We start from the raw sequence: 13,657 nt of genomic DNA, 5'->3' as shown, positions 1-13,657 counted from the left end.
CTTTTATATAAAAAATGATTAGATTCGTCTATAGAAGTTGAACTAATCATTAACACGTGTCAGTGTAAATAATCTTTAATTAAATTTTTATAATAGACGAAGTTGTTCCTGAACAAACTTGAGCAACTGCTGCGCCTCTTGATCGGGTAGATTTTCATCAAGACGAGCAGCAGCAACTGGTAGCATCCAGGATTCAATCGCTTCACGGGAAATCCCGGAAAGATGTATGTAGTGATGGATATAATGTTCGAGAATCAATTCACGAGCCTTTTCAAAACCCGTGTGAATAGCAGGCGGAGTATCTTCCGACATTGTACCGCTCATTAATATTACCCAGCTTCGAGCCACATCACCCGCAGGATCCCCAGACATTCCAGTCATCCAATCGATAACCCAGTATTGCTCGCCCACCTCACTCAGCATCACGTTATCGGGGTGAAAATCGCCATGACAGATCTGCTGCCGATCAGGCAATATTGTTAAGTAGGAAAGTATTCGTGCTTTATCATTCTCCGACAATAATTGAACATTGCGGATCGCTCCCGATAAAATCTGCTTCTGAGAGGGAAGTGTTGCTTCATCATCCCGCTCGCAATGAAGTTTGTAGTGGCAGTCAGCCATTTTGAATGAGAGCTGCTCCACTACTTTCGATTTCTGAATCATAAGTGACAACAGCGTGGTACCCTCGATTCGTTCAAAAACGATGCCTGCACGCGATGTAGTATGTTCTATCAAGGTTACTGCCTGTGGGACAGGTAGCCCTTTTTTGTATGCCAGCTCAGTTATTCTAAATTCATTTTGAACCGCTTCGTGAGGAAAATCAATTCTGTATAATTTCATAATGAGGTCGTTCGAATACGCATAGATTTCCGCAGTTCTTCCTTGACCGATTTGCTCCATACCTGCCTCCGATCTTCGTCTTATCCAAAAGTAGTTAACCCACTACTCAAACTCAATTCCCCTGACTTTAGAGAAAACCATACAATCGACCAGCGTGCCTGTACTGTCCCGCCGCATCTTACGTAGTATACCTTCTAGCGTATAACCCGCTCGTTTAGCTACGTTGGCACTCCGCACATTACGGGCATCACAGCGGATCTCCAGCCGATTGGCCTCCAGATGAGTAATGGCGAATTGCTCTATCCCTTTCACCGCTTCCGTCATCAAACCCTCGCCAGCTCGTGATGTTCGAATCCAGTAACCGATCTCGAAACAGCGTGCATTCCAGTCGATCCGATGTAACCCGCTGCTACCTACTAATTCATCCGTATGTCTGTCACGCAAATGTAACATCAAGTCAGTACGTTCCAGATATTGCAGCCTTGCTTTACGAACAGTCGCTTCAGACTCTTCCAATGAAGGGATCTTCTCGGCAAAAGGTAACCACAACCGCAGCTGCTCCGCACTCTCACGGACCGCTTCATTAACAGCCGCGCCATCCCCCCATTGCGGTGCTCGGATCGTGAGGCGTTCCGTGTGGAAGCTCTCGGGAATCGTTAACATAATGGGATTAAATGAAGATGAGTCTGTCATGGTTGCACCTACTCCTCCACCTGAAATATGGAATCAATGATCAGCGGCAAATTATCCCTCACAGATACGGCACCGAATACTGAACGGGCGTGTACCCCTTGATCCCCGAATACCTCCATCATCAGATCCGAGAATCCATTCAGTACTTTATGATGTTCCTGATACGAAGCGGACGCATTGATGAAGCCCTGCACTTTAACTACTCTCTTCACCCGATCCAATGATCCCAGCACATCTCGAACGACAGCGAGTACCTCCAATCCAGCGTTCCGGGCAAAACCATATCCCTGCTCTGTTGTGAATTCTGCTCCAAGTTTGCCGCGTTCGGAGGTATCAGGTCCTTTCCCGGATACATACATGATTCCATTGACAATAACGGCATTGGCATATTTCGCTGCGGGGGCGCTCGCCTCTGGCAAAATGATCCCCAATTCATTCAATCTCGCTTCAATCATCGTTTATTTTCCCCCTATTTTATCGTTCTCATTGAGCCTGTTTCCCTGTACTCCTGCCTGTAGGATCTTGGTGACACCTGAACGGTACGCTTGAACATCTTGCCAAAATGAGAGAAGTTACTGAATCCGGCAAGCCAGGCGATGTCCGTAATGGACTCCTCACTTTCCCGCAGCAAACGCTGTGCTTCCTTTACCCGTAACAGATTCAGATAGTCACTGAAGGTAAACCCCGTCGTTTGCTTGAACAATCGACTCAGATAATGCGTACTAATGCGAAACGTGTCCGCCACCTCCGGCAATGTCAGTGGTTTCTGATAGTTTTCATTCAAGTAACGCACGACGGCCTGTGTCTTGGGATGAAGAACCGGCTCACGATCATCGGAGCATAACCTGCCCAGATGTTGATTACGATAGGCATGCAGCAACAATTCAATAGCCCGGTGACGCATTAACAGATTGCTTCCAGGTTTGGGATAAAGCATTTCATCAACCATTTCGCTAACCATCCGTTCCAGAACCTCAGTGACTTGAGATGGAAACCTTACAATTGGAATCTCCCAGCAAAAGGGTTCTTTCAAGCCTTCAACTAACTCCGTTGAAATAGCCATGGCTACAAAAAGCTCAGGCTTTATATAGAGTACCATACGCTCATGGTCGGGCATGCCACTCTCCAATGTCTTATGAACCGTATTCCGGTCAACAAACACCAGATCGCCAGCCTTTACCCGATAGGTTCGGTCCTTGATGAAATAGATACGCTCACCAGACAACAGGTAATACAACTCATAATGATCATGCAGGTGGTCATCCGTCATCGAGAAATACCCAATGCGACGATCATATTCAATGTGCAGTAGATCCGTGGGATCATGAAAATCCGCACGAAAGGGTTCAGTCATGTCTCCCTCTCTCCTTTCCATAAATTATAGCAAAATACGCGGCATTTGAAAGCGGTTACGCATAAAATGCGGCGAAAGAAGTACTCCGTTGTTATAGTCTAAAGCTATATTCAAGGAGGCGATAGACATGAGTAACAAGAAACGTTATGTATTAGTCGGGACAGGTGGCCGTGCCGAATTTTTTTACGGTGCTCTGACACGGGATTTTAGGGATACATCCGAGCTTGTCGGCTTTTGCGATATCAATCAAGTCCGTATGAATTATGCGAATCAGTTACTGAAGGAAAAGTACAAGTATCCAGAGGTACCTACTTATCCTGCCGATCAGTTTGATCAGATGATTGAGAACGAGAAGCCTGACTATGTCATCGTAACGAGCGTTGACCGCACCCATCACAAATATATCATTCGAGCGATGGAACTTGGATGTGATGTTGTAACCGAGAAACCGATGACCATCGATGAGGAGAAATGTCAGGACATCCTGAATGCCGTCAAGCGGACCGGTCAGAACGTAAGAGTAACCTTTAACTACCGTTATGCGCCGCACCATACCAAAATACGCGAGCTTATTTTGAATGATACCATTGGAAAGGTCACTTCCGTTCACTTCGAGTGGCTGCTGAATACCCGCCACGGCGCAGATTATTTCCGTCGCTGGCACCGGGACAAGCGCAATAGCGGCGGACTGCTCGTTCACAAATCCACGCATCACTTTGACCTGGTGAATTTCTGGATTGGTTCGCAACCGGATACCGTGTTCGCATTCGGAGATCTCATGTATTATGGCAGAGAAAATGCCGAGGAACGCGGTGTAACACAATTCTACAACCGGGCAACCGGCAACCCGCTCGCGAAGGAAGATCCTTTTGCACTGCATTTGGATTCGGATGCTCATCTGAAGTCCATGTATCTGGATGCCGAGTCGGAAGATGGTTATCAGCGCGATCAAAGTGTATTTGGGGATGGCATCAATATTGAGGATACGATGGGTGTTCTTGTGAAGTATCGGAACAAAGCCATTTTGACGTACTCCCTCGTTGCCTACCAGCCATGGGAAGGTTACCGAATTGCCATTAACGGCACCAAAGGCCGGATTGAGATGAATATCGTGGAACAATCCTATGTCAATTCATTGGGTGACAAAAGTAAGGAAGGTGCATTGATCGGTAAAACATTGCGCGTTCTTCCGATGTTCGATGCGCCATATGAGGTTGAAGTGGAAGAGAAAGCAGGTGGACATGGCGGAGGTGACCCGGTTCTGCTGAATGATCTGTTCGGAGAGCCTGTAGAAGATCCGTTCCATCGTGCAGCTAACCACGTGGACGGTGCCAGATCCATTCTGACCGGTATTGCGGCCAATCGCGCCATTGCCACAGGATTGCCTGTCAATGTCAATAACCTGGTTCGTTTCTAGGTCTCACACGTCATTAACCATATACGCCAAAAAGCGCAAGTTCAGAGGCTTACTGCCCTGCACTTGCGCTTTTACATTTCAATATATTCTGTTGCTGGTATAAGGCAGATCATAGCCAATTTGATTTGAGAGAAGAACCCACTCTCTGGTTACAGAGGAGAAGACTTTCCTTTACACCTTCCGTTGCCATGCAGGGTGACGATAAAATTCAATGGTATCGATATAATTTACCGTGAACTGCTGCTCCACATCTGACAGGTTCAACAGCTTGCGGTCGATTTGCTTCATACCCATGACTACATCGTGTCTTAGGAGGTCCATCGCTATTTTGCCTACAAATCCACCTTCCATCTCCTTGTGCTTGGCACGAAACTCTTCATTGTAGATCAGGTCAGGTGTGAATGCCGCTTCGACGAATGCATTAACGAGCGTAAGCTCATTGCCATCCATCTGTACTGCCAGATAATAATTGCCACGCTCATCCTGAATGAGGTCTTTATACATTTCTACAATCACTTGGATCACTCCCCTATTATCAAATAAAACCCCGTTAGCCGTAACGAACATGGGCTATCAAACGTACACCTTCCGCCCCCGTTCCTTCATATACTAGGTACAAATGGCGAACGGAGGAATACTTATGAGCTGGCAGCATCTCCATACTGGAAAAACACTTCAGCAGCGTCTGGCAGAACTCCAGGGGCACCTTGCAGAACTGAATACTCCACTCTCCGGGTTGGAACCGGGACGTATTCGTCGTGTCTATTCAAGGCAGTTTATCAAAGTAAACCGTCAATTATTCATTCCACTCAGTCTGAATTCCATTCGGGTATTCGATATTCCTCGAACACGGCGAGGCATCCGAGTGGGAATCCGCACGACGTTTCCTTCCTGGAATGCATTCAACAATATCAGACTTGTGGGCGTGGGACTGGATTATCTTGAACTCCAGGGAAAAGGCAGAGTCCCTTCCCGTATTCTGTTTCCTCTCTCCAGCGTCGAGTCGATCTATCGGCCAACCGCCGGAAGAAAGAGCCTGAAACGACCTTGTACCCGGAAGTAAAGCTGATTCCATTGCAAGCGCTGCACGGGTTCAACAATGTCTGCGTACGGGTGCTCCCTTCCAATTTATAATTATAACTCATACTCCCACTCATCTGCTAAAGAATCAGTTTATGTCAAAAAGCGGTGAGAACAGAACTGCTTCTGTGTCTCACCGCTCAGCCAGTTAGGGATCACTTTGATCCTTCACATGTTTACATTAGATGCCTGTCCATACATCTTTGGCATAACGACCTTCCTGCTGAAGCTGATTAAGCCAATCTTCTGCTTCCTTCGCAGACTTGCCATGTATATCAGCGTATGCATGCTGCAGTGTGGCTTCCACATCAGGTGCCATCTTGCTGCCATCACCGCAGATATACAGATGCGCACCCTCTTCAAGCAAAGGAATCAGATGACGGGCATCGTCTCTCATCAGATGCTGTACATAACATTTCTCCTCCCCGTCTACACGGGAGAAGGCCGTATGAAGCTTCACAATCCCTTCTTGCTGGGCTGCTTCCAGTTCATTTTTGTACAGATAATCATGTTCAGGATTCCGGCACCCAAAGTACAGATGCGCTTCACCAAGCTCTTGACCCTGCTGCTTCAATACATGTCTCGCCTGCAAGAAACCTCGGAATGGGGCCACTCCTGTACCCGGGCCTACCATGATGACGGGAACCTGTGTATCCTCCGGCAATTGGAACCCGGACTCTGGTGTCCGGGTGAACATGACAATCTCATCACCCGACTTCAGGTTGGCCAGATAGTTCGACGCAATACCTTTGTATTCTCCCTGTCCACTCCATGCCGGGGCACGCACAACACTGACCGTAATACTCGTTTGATCGGGCTGAACACGTGGTGAACTGGAGATCGAATAATATCTGGCTTTCAGTGAAGGCAATAATTCGAGGAACCGCTCGAATGGCAGTTCACATGCCTCATATTTTACCAGATAATCCAGCATGGATATCCGTTTATTCCGCACTTCATCCATATACACAGATTCATCAAGCAGCGCTTCAAGTTCCTTCTTATGCGGTGGACATACTGTGTATGCTGCCATTTCTCTCAGTTGCGCTCGAGTTGCCGCCTCCTGAAGCTCAACGCTATGACTAAGCAGGTCATACAGGTTAACTGGTTGATGCAATGGTAGATGTGCGGCACTCCGACCGGATGCATCCAGAACCAGATGCTCTGTTCCGGTAAACCCATATCGACGAAGTACACGTTCTACAAGTTCCGGTGGATTCTGTGGCAGAATACCCAGATGATCACCTTCCTTGTAGGTTATCCCTTCAGGCAGTTTGATCTCCAGGTGACGTGTACTGCGTTCACTGCCCGCGTCGTGAAGCTCTCTGTTCTCCAGTACTTCCGCTACATGTGCATCATACGTATCTGCAAGCGGGGTCACGGCGAGCCCACTGACAAACTGTACAAATAGTGAGCTGCGTTCGCTGTTGGAGCTTGTGTTCAGTTTGAGCCCCATAGTTCGTGCGAGATCCGGCCATAATTGCTCCGTCCAATCCCCCACCTGTTTCTCAAAATCACCGCTTGCATCTGACTCACCCAAGGGCGATAACCGCTCTGCTCCTCTGGAAGACAATTGTTCGTCTATTAAACGCGGAATACGCTGATAGGTGCTCGCCCAGTTATGGTCACCGCATCCCAGAACAGCGAAACGCACACCTTTGAATTCATTGGCGTCCGCATGTTCAATCCACTCGACGAACATCTTGGCATTACTTGGCGGCTGACCATTATAGGATGCGCTGACAATAATAACGGCACCATCCTTCGGCAGTTTGCCAACGCGATCATCCAGCGCAGCAACCTCACTGCGGAAACCCTGATATCTGGCGGTATCGGCAATCTCACGCGCAATGCCTTCCGCCGTGCCCAGATTGGAACCGTACAGAACTAGCATCGGTGTGTGATGGGCATTTGCCGCATCTGGCTCTGTTCTTTTGGCAACTGGAGTCGGTTCTTCGACCGCTACACCCGGAACGGCCATGACCGGTTGACCCCCACGAGCACGTACGCGAATCGTAAAGTTATCCGGTTTGAGCGTCAGGGTTTCTTTGACCTTCAACTGATAATCCGCATGATCTATGAAGTCAAAATGCTTGAGGACCATGCCCAGCACCAGCGTTGCTTCCTGAAGTGCAAATTGCTGACCAATACATGCCCGTTGACCGTTACCGAAAGGCTTGTAAGCATCATGCGGCACTTTACTCGGGTCTTCGAACCGTTCCGGCCGGAATGCTTCCACATCATCTCCCCACGCTGCACGGTCCCGATGAAGCTTGGGAATAAGGACACTGACGCTGTCACCTTTTTGCAAAGGATATTGACCCGCAAGCACCGTATCTTCCTTGGCATACAGGGAAAAGGCCGGAGCTGTAGGCCATAACCGTAGTGCTTCGTTTAAAACCATGCGAACGTACTTCAGATTGCGAACCTGATTGTACGTTGGAACTGGATCTTTCAGAACCTGATCCACTTCAGCTTGGGCTTTAGCTAATGTATCGGGATTCTTCATCAGATAATAGATGGCGAAGGATAACAGACCACTTGTGGTCTCATGTCCTGCAATCAGGAATGTAATAATCTGATAGCGGATGTTCTCATCATCCAGTGTTTCTCCTGTCTCCGGGTCCTTGCCGCTGAGCATGTGGGACAACAGATCGTCTGCCCCCTCCTGCGGTTTCTCTTTTCGCTCGGCAATGATGTGATCCACCAACGAGAACATCGAACGGATATCTTGTTCAAACTGTTTCTTTTTGGTGATCATCAGCTTGTCTTGCAGACGCAGGCGCTGCAATGAACTCATGGATTCATCCAATGCCCTTACCATACTCGTAATGAATGGGTGTGGTTCTTCCCGGTAGAAACTGTTAAACCGGTAGTTGAAACCACACAGTCCAATCGTGTCGAGCGTAAGACGCGTCATATCATCCGGAACGTTAACTGTCTCATCCGGGTTCAATCGTGACCATTTCTGAACCAGCTGCACAGCCAGGTCAATCATTTTATTGTGGTATCCCTGCATGGCACGCTGACTGAAACTTGGCAGCAGTACATTATGCGCTTTTTTCCAATTCGGCTCATCGGTCCAACTCGTAAATAGTCCATCTCCTGCAAATGCACGAACCTTCGCAAGGGGTGCCCACACACGTTTGTCGAATTTGGATTCATCCGTTACCTCGGCGACCAGTTCGTGACCTGAAATATACAATTCACTTCGCCCAGGGTACTCCATTCGAAAGATCGGTCCATACTCATCAGCAAGTTTCACCAGAGATTGTACGGGCTCATCAAAGTTCAATTGCGGCAAATTGCCCAGCGGACCAAATGTTTTTGGTTGAGGCACTGAAATTGGTGACATGACGCTCACTCCTTCTTTCCAAGTTAAAAGTTCACAACTAAAAAATAATGACGTGATTACACTTGCTCTTCAGATCAACAGACTCGCGTTATTTTTTGCACATTTTCACATTTCATCCAGATAACCTTAAAACTCACAGAAGAACCAATTGACCAAAATAGTATATTGGTCATTTTTGATTAAAAAAAATGTATGCATTCGTTATCTTCTTTTACCCTAACATTTCCAGTTCCAATCTTCAACAGTCCCAAAGTCATAGGACTTCAGGACAGTAATTGCAGCATATCTAGGATTTCTTTAACAGATTCTGAATAGCTGACTCCATCACTAATGGGGCAACTGTCGTTTCATAACGGCCATGGACGTCTCCACTACGGTCGATCAGGAATTTGGTGAAATTCCATTTGATTCCGTCTCCTTGGTACAATTCTGGATGCTTCTCCTTAACAAAGGTGTCCATCCACTGTCCTTCTTGCGTGTCCAGATCATAACCTTGAAATGGCGCTTCTTCAATCAGATAACGAAACAACGGATGCATCGACTGCCCAATGACCTCAACCTTCTCCAGGATCGGAAAGGATATCTGAAACTGTTTCCTGCAATACTCGACTATCTCATTGCTACTGCCTGGTTCTTTGTCGTTAAACTGGTTACAAGGAAAGGCCAGAATCTCCAGCCCCTGATCACCATACTTCTCATACATCTGTTGAAGTTCATTGAATTGGCGGTAGTAGCTACACTGACTTGCTGTATTCACAATAAGCAGGACTTTCCCTTTTAAAGCTGAAAAATCACCCTTGTACCCATCCATGAATGGAACCTGATATGAAAATATACTCATCGTAATGCCTCCTTTTTCTCTTTCGTAATCACATATGAATTCTCTATTGAGATGGATTATACACCGCTATCATTGATAGTTGAAATATATAATAAATATTAATTCAATAGCTTTAACCTATAATACACAAACAAAAAACTGCCCTTAACAGCCAAAAGCTGCTTCGCGGACAGTTGTCAAAATCATGTTGTGCAATCACTCTTAACACGCAGCTAACCCATAATCAGACCATATACAATGCCTGGTCCGTGTACGCCAATAGTCAAATCATTTTCTATATCGGAAGAGCGGCTTGGTCCTGAAATAAAGTGAATGCCTGCCGGAAGATTCTCTCTTCCCGCTTCGTCAAATCGATCCAGCGTCTCACCCAGTCTGGTGTACAGTCGGTCCAATGGAATAATAATGATGAGTACTGTAGGCAGTAGACTAACCGAGCGTCCCTTTTCTGGTGAAGAAAGTACAGTGACCGAGCCTGTGTATGCTGTAGCGTAATCTGCCATGACCACACCGATATCAGCCTCGGCTGCACGCGCCTTCCAGTTCTCATCCGCTTGACTATTCCAGACTGAGATCTGTACATCGGGAAGCTTCTCTTCCAAACCCAGATCCTCTAGCGCCTGTTCATTTTGGCGAATGATGTATTTGGCACTCAACTCATGAGATTTATGGGCGATGAATCGGGATACTTCATCCATGTTCTGAACCCGGGCGATATGGGCACCTACACTCACAAAGTTATCGGTAAATGCCTGAATACGCTTCTCTTCATCCCATTCCAGTTCAGTCCAAAAATCGGGTGCTCCCCGAAAGGGTTGGGTCGGCGCATGTCGTTGCCTTGGTCTTCTCAATTTCGAAGCAATATCATTCATGAACTGCTCCTGTTTCTCAATGGACTTTTTCTCCAATTGCGCAAGCCATTGCTGATGTTCAGTGACCATGCTCACCCTCTCCTTCCTCTCGATCACGAATAATCTGCTCCATACGACTGCGGACGGAAGAATCCATGGCCTTATGGTCTTCGTTCAGTTCCTGATCCAGCTTGTTCCATTGCTGCCGGAAAGATTTCTTGGCGAGACTTGGGGCAACACGATAATTGTTCCAGCCTTTAAGTGGACCCAGCTTGAGTGAAATGCCATTGTTGCGTACAACTGCTTTCTGCCCGATCTGTCCCAGACGTATGGCTGCACTGAAGCGTTTGGAATTGGAAACAACGGCGGCAAAACCCTTCATGCCTATACTTTCCATTTTGTTTCCATGGCCGTCTTCCACTTTACGCCTACGTAAATAAACAAGCATATCATGCAGTGGAATTTTAACAGGACATGCTTCATAACAGGCGCCGCACAGACTCGAAGCACCCGCGATGTCATTCCATTCATCAATATTGCCATTGAGTGCAGGCGTCAGTACCGCGCCAATCGGACCACTGTATGTTCCACCGTAGGCATGACCTCCAATATGACGATATACCGGGCAAGCATTCAGACACGCGCCGCAGCGGATACAATTCAGCAGTTCTTGGAATTCGGGATCACCGAGCTGTAGGGATCGACCGTTGTCCACGATAATAATGTGCATTTCATCCGGCCCATCTCCATCCGCTGTGCGGCGAGGACCTGTGATGCCTGACATATACATCGTTAATTTCTGACCTGTTGCGGAGCGCGGCAACAAGGTTGCCATGACCTCCAGATCTGTCCACGACGGGATGATCCGCTCCATGCCCATGAGTGTAATTTGCGTTTTCGGAACAGTGGATACCATACGGGCATTACCTTCATTTTCGAACAAGACCATGGAACCAGTCTCTGCAATCGCAAAATTACAACCCGTCATGCCAATATCGGCTTCCAGGAATTTCTCGCGCAGCTTTTTGCGTACAAACCCAGCGAGTACTGTTGTATCCGGTTCCAGAATTTCTCCTGCTTCCTTCGATAACAACTCTGCGATCTGGTAGCGGTTCTTATGGATTGCTGGAATGACAATATGAGAAGGAGCTTCACCTGCCAACTGAATGATGTATTCACCCAGATCGGTCTCAATGGCTTCAATGCCTGCCGACTCCAGCACATGATTCAGATGCACTTCCTCCGATACCATCGATTTGGATTTCACCACCGTAGAAGCTTGCTTGTGCGCCGCAATATCCAGCGCAATCGCCGCTGCTTCCACCGAGGTATCTGCAAAATGAATATGAACCCCATTCGCGCGAGCATTATTAACGAATTCATTCAGATAATAATCAAGATACGCAATGGTATGCAGACGAATCTGACGGCCACGCTCCCGCCATTCATCCCAGTTTCCATGTTCTTCTGAGGCCGACTTTTTCCCATTACGCAATCGTTCTGTCGTGAATTTGACCGCTTTACGCAGAAAATCATCATTCAAGGCCAGTCCGGCACGTTCTTTGACCGTAGTATCCATGGCTCCCGGTTGGCTCATCCTGTTCGCACCCCCTCATACAGTAGTTCCGCCAGATGCATCACACGCACCGGTTCATTCCGATAACGCAGATTACCTGCGATATTCATCAGACAGGCCATATCCAGCCCAACCAGCACTTCGGCTTGTGTCTCTTTGACATGATCGACCTTCTCGGTAACCATCGCTCCTGAAATATCGGACATTTTGATGGCAAAAGTACCCCCGAACCCGCAGCAATCCTCAGCGAATGGAAGTGGAACCAATTCCAGTCCCTTTACTTGAGAGAGCAGCGCCATCGGTTCATCCTTCACACCAAGCAGACGGCTGCCATGGCAGGATGGATGATAGGTTACTTTGTGTGGAAAATGTGCGCCCAGATCGGTAATCCCGAGTACCTGAACGAGGAATTGAGTGAATTCATAGGCTTTGGCTTCCAGTCGTTTTGCCTTCTCCAACCATACCGGTTCATCCGCGAACAGTTCGGGATAATGATGAATCATATACGTACAAGATCCCGAAGGACACACCACAAAGTCACTGTCGTCGAATGCTTCCAGAATTGTCTTGGCTGCTACCCGAGTCTCATCCCAGTACCCGCTATTGTAGGAAGGCTGACCGCAGCAGGTCTGAACCGGCGGGAAATCCAGCCGAACGCCATGAGCGGCGAGCAATCTGACCATGGCCTCCCCGACTCGGGGATAGATGGCATCACTGAGGCAGGTAATGAATAAGGAGACCTTCATAATTACACGCTCCTATTAACTGATTAGTAGATGAATTGACTAAAGAATATTTACACTGGACACTCTGATGACAGAATAACCTTCCGATCGCTGTTATCCCCAGATTTTTTGATGTAGTTCAATTTGTATAAATAAATCGTAAAACTTAAACTGTAATAATCCCTATGTCGTATCCGCTCAAACGCTCGGTCTGTTCAGCCTCCAATGGCTGATCGGTAACAATTGTATGAACTGCACTTAAACCGGATACCCGGGCAAAGGCACGAACACCAAATTTACTGGCGTCTGCAAGTAAGATGACCTGATCCGCTATGCCAACCATCTTCTGCTTCAGCCTTGCCTGGAGTTCATTGGATTCACTGATTCCGCCGCCTTCGAGATGAACACCTTTACAAGACAAGAACAATTTATCCACATGATACGTCTCCAGAGAACGCTCCGCGAGCGGCCCAACAAAAGACAACGAGCGAGATGCCAGTTGGCCTCCTGTCGAGATGACTTCAACCTTGTCACGGCTGCTAAGCTCCGTGGCTACTTGAATGGAATTGGTTAATACCGTCAGCGGAAAATCAGGCATGTTCGCTGCCATATAGCCTGCCGTTGTGCTGGCATCCAACAGAATGCGGTCACCCGGATTAATCATCGCCAGAGCCGCTTGTGCAATCCGTTTCTTCTCTTCCGCATGGGTTGTCTCCCTGATCCGGTAAGGAATCTCCGGCTGATCTTCCTTCACACTCACTGCACCACCGTGGGAACGACGCAGTCGTCCTGCCTGTTCCAGCCGATCCAGATCCCGCCTGATGGTTTCCTCAGTCACCCGGCAGCGTTCACTAAGCTCGGATACACGCATACTGCCTTTTACATTCACCATCTCCACAATCCGGTCGTACCGCTCGGCTGCCAGCAT

13 protein-coding genes are annotated in these 13,657 nt (G+C 47.7%); 2 read left to right on the top strand and 11 right to left on the bottom strand.

Going from position 1 to position 13,657, the window contains the following annotated elements:
- Positions 1–87 precede the first annotated feature (87 nt).
- Genes M1D71_RS11635 through M1D71_RS11620 form a run of 4 tightly spaced genes read right to left on the bottom strand, consistent with a single transcriptional unit; the run spans position 88 to position 2,887 of the window.
- Positions 88–900, bottom strand: coding sequence for a phosphotransferase family protein (locus M1D71_RS11635; protein ID WP_458126554.1), 813 nt, complete (start codon positions 898–900; stop codon positions 88–90).
- Between the two features lie 42 nt (positions 901–942).
- A complete protein-coding gene (locus M1D71_RS11630; RefSeq protein ID WP_458126553.1) occupies positions 943–1,533 on the bottom strand; it encodes a GNAT family N-acetyltransferase in 591 nt (196 codons plus the stop codon).
- An 8-nt stretch (positions 1,534–1,541) separates the two neighbouring features.
- A complete protein-coding gene (locus M1D71_RS11625) occupies positions 1,542–1,988 on the bottom strand; it encodes a RidA family protein (RefSeq protein WP_458126552.1) in 447 nt (148 codons plus the stop codon).
- 14 nt (positions 1,989–2,002) lie between these two features.
- Positions 2,003–2,887, bottom strand: coding sequence for a helix-turn-helix domain-containing protein (locus M1D71_RS11620; RefSeq protein WP_458126551.1), 885 nt, complete (start codon positions 2,885–2,887; stop codon positions 2,003–2,005).
- Positions 2,888–3,014: 127 nt separating this feature from the next.
- Here M1D71_RS11620 and M1D71_RS11615 point away from each other — a divergent pair, with 127 nt between their 5' ends.
- Positions 3,015–4,304 (top strand): Gfo/Idh/MocA family oxidoreductase, encoded by a 1,290-nt coding sequence (locus tag M1D71_RS11615; RefSeq protein WP_458126550.1) that lies wholly within the window; start codon positions 3,015–3,017, stop codon positions 4,302–4,304.
- A gap of 171 nt (positions 4,305–4,475) precedes the next feature.
- On the opposite strand, the gene M1D71_RS11610 is transcribed toward M1D71_RS11615, so the two are convergent.
- Positions 4,476–4,820, bottom strand: a complete 345-nt coding sequence (locus M1D71_RS11610; RefSeq protein ID WP_458126549.1) for a hypothetical protein — start codon at positions 4,818–4,820, stop codon at positions 4,476–4,478.
- A 124-nt stretch (positions 4,821–4,944) separates the two neighbouring features.
- On the opposite strand from M1D71_RS11610, the gene M1D71_RS11605 reads away from it, so the two are divergent.
- On the top strand, positions 4,945–5,367 hold the full coding sequence (locus M1D71_RS11605) for a hypothetical protein (protein ID WP_458126548.1): 423 nt from the start codon (positions 4,945–4,947) through the stop codon (positions 5,365–5,367).
- A gap of 198 nt (positions 5,368–5,565) precedes the next feature.
- Here M1D71_RS11605 and M1D71_RS11600 read toward each other — a convergent pair whose 3' ends face one another.
- The 6 genes from M1D71_RS11600 to M1D71_RS11575 all read right to left on the bottom strand — a co-directional run bounded on the left by M1D71_RS11600 (position 5,566) and on the right by M1D71_RS11575 (position 13,657).
- Positions 5,566–8,739: a bifunctional cytochrome P450/NADPH--P450 reductase gene (locus tag M1D71_RS11600; protein WP_458126547.1), complete on the bottom strand. Its 3,174-nt coding sequence runs from the start codon at positions 8,737–8,739 to the stop codon at positions 5,566–5,568.
- A 286-nt stretch (positions 8,740–9,025) separates the two neighbouring features.
- Positions 9,026–9,580, bottom strand: a complete 555-nt coding sequence (locus M1D71_RS11595; protein ID WP_458126546.1) for a glutathione peroxidase — start codon at positions 9,578–9,580, stop codon at positions 9,026–9,028.
- 212 nt (positions 9,581–9,792) lie between these two features.
- The gene (locus tag M1D71_RS11590) at positions 9,793–10,518 is read right to left on the bottom strand and encodes a LutC/YkgG family protein (RefSeq protein WP_458126545.1); all 726 of its coding nucleotides are present in this window, start codon (positions 10,516–10,518) and stop codon (positions 9,793–9,795) included.
- Positions 10,508–12,025 carry a LutB/LldF family L-lactate oxidation iron-sulfur protein gene (locus M1D71_RS11585; RefSeq protein ID WP_458126544.1) on the bottom strand — a complete coding sequence of 506 codons (1,518 nt, stop codon included), beginning with the start codon at positions 12,023–12,025 and terminating at the stop codon, positions 10,508–10,510. Before M1D71_RS11585 ends, M1D71_RS11590 begins: the two co-directional genes overlap by 11 nt.
- Positions 12,022–12,750 (bottom strand): (Fe-S)-binding protein, encoded by a 729-nt coding sequence (locus M1D71_RS11580; RefSeq protein ID WP_017688927.1) that lies wholly within the window; start codon positions 12,748–12,750, stop codon positions 12,022–12,024. The genes M1D71_RS11585 and M1D71_RS11580 overlap by 4 nt, the downstream gene beginning before the upstream one ends.
- A gap of 145 nt (positions 12,751–12,895) precedes the next feature.
- On the bottom strand, positions 12,896–13,657 hold the full coding sequence (locus M1D71_RS11575; RefSeq protein WP_458126543.1) for a DeoR/GlpR family DNA-binding transcription regulator: 762 nt from the start codon (positions 13,655–13,657) through the stop codon (positions 12,896–12,898).

The organism is Paenibacillus sp. Z3-2, from assembly GCF_054161325.1.
The sequence above is the reverse complement of the archived record's forward strand: the minus strand, read 5'-3'. Positions and strand labels throughout refer to the sequence as shown.

Coding starts and splice junctions, on each gene's coding strand:
- M1D71_RS11635 (WP_458126554.1), bottom strand. CDS start 900: ATGGAGCAAATCGGTCAAGGAAGAACTGCGGAAATCTATGCGTATTCG.
- M1D71_RS11605 (WP_458126548.1), top strand. CDS start 4,945: ATGAGCTGGCAGCATCTCCATACTGGAAAAACACTTCAGCAGCGTCTG.
- M1D71_RS11575 (WP_458126543.1), bottom strand. CDS start 13,657: ATGCTGGCAGCCGAGCGGTACGACCGGATTGTGGAGATGGTGAATGTA.
- M1D71_RS11580 (WP_017688927.1), bottom strand. CDS start 12,750: ATGAAGGTCTCCTTATTCATTACCTGCCTCAGTGATGCCATCTATCCC.
- M1D71_RS11600 (WP_458126547.1), bottom strand. CDS start 8,739: ATGTCACCAATTTCAGTGCCTCAACCAAAAACATTTGGTCCGCTGGGC.
- M1D71_RS11630 (WP_458126553.1), bottom strand. CDS start 1,533: ATGACAGACTCATCTTCATTTAATCCCATTATGTTAACGATTCCCGAG.
- M1D71_RS11585 (WP_458126544.1), bottom strand. CDS start 12,025: ATGAGCCAACCGGGAGCCATGGATACTACGGTCAAAGAACGTGCCGGA.
- M1D71_RS11595 (WP_458126546.1), bottom strand. CDS start 9,580: ATGAGTATATTTTCATATCAGGTTCCATTCATGGATGGGTACAAGGGT.
- M1D71_RS11615 (WP_458126550.1), top strand. CDS start 3,015: ATGAGTAACAAGAAACGTTATGTATTAGTCGGGACAGGTGGCCGTGCC.
- M1D71_RS11620 (WP_458126551.1), bottom strand. CDS start 2,887: ATGACTGAACCCTTTCGTGCGGATTTTCATGATCCCACGGATCTACTG.
- M1D71_RS11590 (WP_458126545.1), bottom strand. CDS start 10,518: ATGGTCACTGAACATCAGCAATGGCTTGCGCAATTGGAGAAAAAGTCC.
- M1D71_RS11625 (WP_458126552.1), bottom strand. CDS start 1,988: ATGATTGAAGCGAGATTGAATGAATTGGGGATCATTTTGCCAGAGGCG.